At 67.1% G+C, this 3,608-nt stretch carries 4 protein-coding genes; 1 reads left to right on the top strand and 3 read right to left on the bottom strand.

Going from position 1 to position 3,608, the window contains the following annotated elements; translation table 11 throughout:
• A partial coding sequence (locus tag ETD86_RS53190) for a transposase (RefSeq protein ID WP_138674206.1) occupies positions 1-230 on the bottom strand: 230 nt, incomplete at its 3' end.
• Positions 231-316: 86 nt separating this feature from the next.
• Positions 317-991: a TetR/AcrR family transcriptional regulator C-terminal domain-containing protein gene (locus ETD86_RS53185; RefSeq protein ID WP_138674205.1), complete on the bottom strand. Its 675-nt coding sequence runs from the start codon at positions 989-991 to the stop codon at positions 317-319.
• 379 nt (positions 992-1,370) lie between these two features.
• Here ETD86_RS53185 and ETD86_RS53175 point away from each other — a divergent pair, with 379 nt between their 5' ends.
• Positions 1,371-1,859, top strand: a complete 489-nt coding sequence (locus tag ETD86_RS53175) for a DUF6326 family protein (RefSeq protein ID WP_138674204.1) — start codon at positions 1,371-1,373, stop codon at positions 1,857-1,859.
• 566 nt (positions 1,860-2,425) lie between these two features.
• Here ETD86_RS53175 and ETD86_RS53165 read toward each other — a convergent pair.
• The gene (locus ETD86_RS53165; RefSeq protein ID WP_281287117.1) at positions 2,426-3,406 is read right to left on the bottom strand and encodes a glycosyltransferase family 2 protein; all 981 of its coding nucleotides are present in this window, start codon (positions 3,404-3,406) and stop codon (positions 2,426-2,428) included.
• Positions 3,407-3,608: the final 202 nt, after the last annotated feature.

The raw sequence follows: 3,608 nt of genomic DNA, 5'->3' as shown, positions 1-3,608 counted from the left end.
GGCGGGTAGTAGTACGTCGCGCCCTTGGGCGGCAGGTCATGGGGAAGATAGTCCCATTGGACGCCGGTTCGTCCCTGGTAGCGGATCGCGTTGACGATCTCCCGCAGCGCATAGTTGCCTTCGTGGCCGCTGACCGAGGGGTGCGCGGCCTTCCATGCCGTGAGGACCGGTTCGATCAACGCCCACTGCGCGTCGGTTAAGTCGCTCGGGTACGGCTTACGCTCAGTCACCGCGCCATCCCAGCACCACTGGACCCGCAGACTGGCAGTAACACTACAAATCCACACGATCACATAACGACATCACGGATGGAGGCTCACGTAGGCACTCTCAGGGGCTCGAGGGCGGCCAGGACGAGGTCGAGGCCGAAGGCGAACTCCTCCGCCGGGTCGTAGCCGGCAGCGGCGAGCACCGCGGCGGACTCGTTGAGGTAGGGGAACTCGTCAGGAGGAAGCTGGGGCAGGTAGACGTCCTCGGCCATGTCCGCGAACTCATCGGCGGTGTCGAACGGCAGGCTGGCTTCCTGCAGGGCGAAACCGTAGACATAGCTGTCGAGCAACCAGTTGGCGTGCGTCGCCATCAAGACCGGGAAGCCGGCCCTCCGCAGGCAGGCGGTGACCGCTTCGCGGTGGCGGAGGTGCGCGGGCCCCGGCGATGTCCGCGACTCCATCAGGCCGATCGCCCACGGGTGGCGTGCGAGAACCTGTCGGGCGGATACCGCCCGACGTCGCATCGCTGACTGCCAGTCGGTCTCTTCGGGCGGGAGCTCGATCTCCTCGAACACGACGTCGATCATGGCGTCCAGCAACTCCTCCTTGCTCGCTACGTAGTAGTAGAGCGACATCGCGCCCGCGCCGAGCGCGCCGGCCAGCCGGCGCATGCTCAGCGCGTGGACCCCCTCTCGGTCGGCGAGCCGGACCGCCTCGACCACCACCCGTTGCTTGCTCAGCGCCGCGTCTGACGCCACCTGGCGTTGTTCCCTCGCAGACACGGGTCTCCTCTCGCTCGCTCGAGCGGCTTGACAATCGTCCAGCGCACGGTCATGGTACAGCGTACTACTCGTAGTACAGCGTACGACGTACGATGTACGAACCAGCGAGAGTCGTAGCTCGGACGTGAGGAGGCTTCTGTGGGAATCGAACAGCGATCGAGTGCCGGAGTACGCCTGGTGCCGGGGGCGAGTCCGCCGGGGCGACGACGATGCGGGCCGCCGACCGGCACCGCTACGGCCTGCCCTCAGCGCTCGAGTCGTCCGAGGTCCGGGCTACCGCTGCCCGGTCGAGGCGATGTGCTCGTCCAGGTGGGCGCGGCTTCGGTACATCCCTGCCGCCACTCCGGCGGAGGGACCGCTCCTCTCGAAAGAAGAACCGATGACCATCCGAACGAAAACCCCGAACCTGCTCGACAACCCGCCGGTCCCCGTGCAGGCCAAGCTCGCCGCCGCATGGACCAGCATCATGTTCCTCTACATCTACGTCGACTACTTCCACCTCCACAAGCCCGGCGTCATCGACAACCTCCGCGCCGGCGTCGTCTTTGAGTTCGACATCAGCCCGACGTTGTTGACCATGATGCTCGCGTCCGTGGCGATCCCGGCCCTGATGGTGATGCTCTCCATGACGCTGCCCGCCCGGGTGAACCGCGCCACGAACCTCGTCGTTGCATCGCTCTACATCCCCTACTCGGCGGTCAACGCGGCAGGGGAGTCCTGGAACTGGGCCCCCTTCTACGGCCTCTCCATCGGAATCGAGGTGCTGCTCCTGGCCTTCATCCTGCGCTCCGCCTGGACATGGCCTCGAACCCCCGCCGTCCCAGCCGGTCCCGCGACGACCGACCTTCGACAGGACCTCCGACAGTAGGTGTCCGTGTAAAGCCCTACGGCGTGAAGCCCGCCGCCGCGGACACCGGGCCGACCGTGACCAGCTCAGTCGCGGTATACGCAGAGAACCTGCTCACGAGCGGTCCGGTGTCCGCGCCAGCCGCGCCCGTAGGCCAAACGGTGGCTGACCGACCAGCAGACCTCATCCAACCAACCGCAACGACGAAAGGGGCATTAGCTCGCTTAACGCACTCTAAGAGCCACAACGCTTCAGGAGGCCGGCGGAGACCCCTGCGCGAAGCATCTGGCCCGTGGGATAGAGCGATGCGGTCAGCGTCCTCTTGCGGGCCGGTCGGGGTCTTGGCGATGCGGTCACGCGGTGCTCCTGCGGCTGGTCGAGGGATACGCGCGGGCGATGACCACGGTGGACACCGAGTTGCCGAGCAGGTTGCCGGCTGCCCGAGCCATGCCCCTGAACCAGTCCACGGACGACTCCAGGGCCAGGCCCGCCACCGGGTCGCGGGGATCGAGCCGAGCGTTGCGGCGAGGACCACGATGGCCGAGCGGGGATGCAAGTCGACGAATGTTGTTTCGGCGTGGGTCTGGTCACCGGCCCTTCTCATAGATGAGCAGGCCACGGGACAGGCGCAGAGGGACCAAGATCAGCTCTACCAGCATGGCCTTCCAGGCGTAGTAGAGGTTGACGGCCTTGTTCAGGTAGACGAAAGGGAGGTTGAACAGGACCTGGTGGAGGGGGAGACGGCGGCGTCCGGCGGCGTAGAGGAGCGCGGGGGTCGTAAGGAGCAGCTCGCTGGCCGCCCACCAGGTCATCGTGGGGGCCACCGGCTCGTGCAGGGCCAGCGTGAGGATCAGCGGGGTGGCCCACCAGAGTGGGGCCAGGAGGATCTCCAGGAGAGCCACCACGATCCAGGTCGCCAGCATGGGCTTGCGGGTGAGGAGGCGGGGGAGGTGCAAGCGGACGTTCTGCATGAAGCCCGCCATCCAGCGCCACACCTGCCTGCGGAGGTAGGTCAGGGTTTCCGGGTCGGCGGCCCAGGCCATGGCGTCGGAGACGTAGACCGCCTTGCGGCCCTCCAGTTGCTGGCTCCAGGTGAAGTCCATGTCCTCGACGATGGTGCGCTCGGGGAAGCCGCCGAAGGCCGCGAGGGTCGTGCGCCTGAACACCGAGCAGCAGCCCGAGCAGACCATAGGGCTGTTGGCGAGTTGCTGGATCGGGCGGTGCCAGTGGAAGCCGAAGAGGTATTCGGTGGATCTGCCACGCTCCCACGGGGTGCGGGTGAAGCGGGTCTGTACGTTTCCCGCGGCCACGCCCACCTCCGGGTCGTCGAAGGCGGGCTTGATCCGCTCGATGTAGTCGGGGGCGAGCACCGTGTCGGCGTCCACGGCCAGGACCAGGTCGGTGTCGCAGTGGGGGAGCGCGTGGTTCTGGGCTCTGGCCTTGCTGCCCAGGTTGTGGGGTGGGCGCAGGACCTCCACGCCGTGGGCGGCGGCCACGGCGCTCGTGCGGTCGGTTGAGCCGTCGTCGACGACGATGACCTTCTCCGGTGGGATGGTCTGGGCGGCTATGGACTTCAGGTCGCCGGGAGGCCGTGCTCCTCGTTGTGGGCGGGGACAATGACGGTCAGGGTCAGAGGCTTCACCTGCGCCTCCTTCGCAGCTTGACGGCGATCAAGGCCACCAGGCCGATCGTGGCGTAGATGATCAGGCTGAACCCGAGCGTGGGCGGGCCTCCGGGCATCTCGTGCTTCCTCTCGCGGGAGGGGGTGTG

It is taken from the genome of Nonomuraea turkmeniaca (genome assembly GCF_005889735.1).
GTDB lineage: Bacteria > Actinomycetota > Actinomycetes > Streptosporangiales > Streptosporangiaceae > Nonomuraea > Nonomuraea turkmeniaca.
This window is presented reverse-complemented; position numbering and strand designations above follow the sequence as displayed.

Excerpts from the sequence above, each read along its gene's own strand:
- ETD86_RS53175 (WP_138674204.1), top strand. The coding sequence starts at position 1,371 with ATGACCATCCGAACGAAAACCCCGAACCTGCTCGACAACCCGCCGGTC.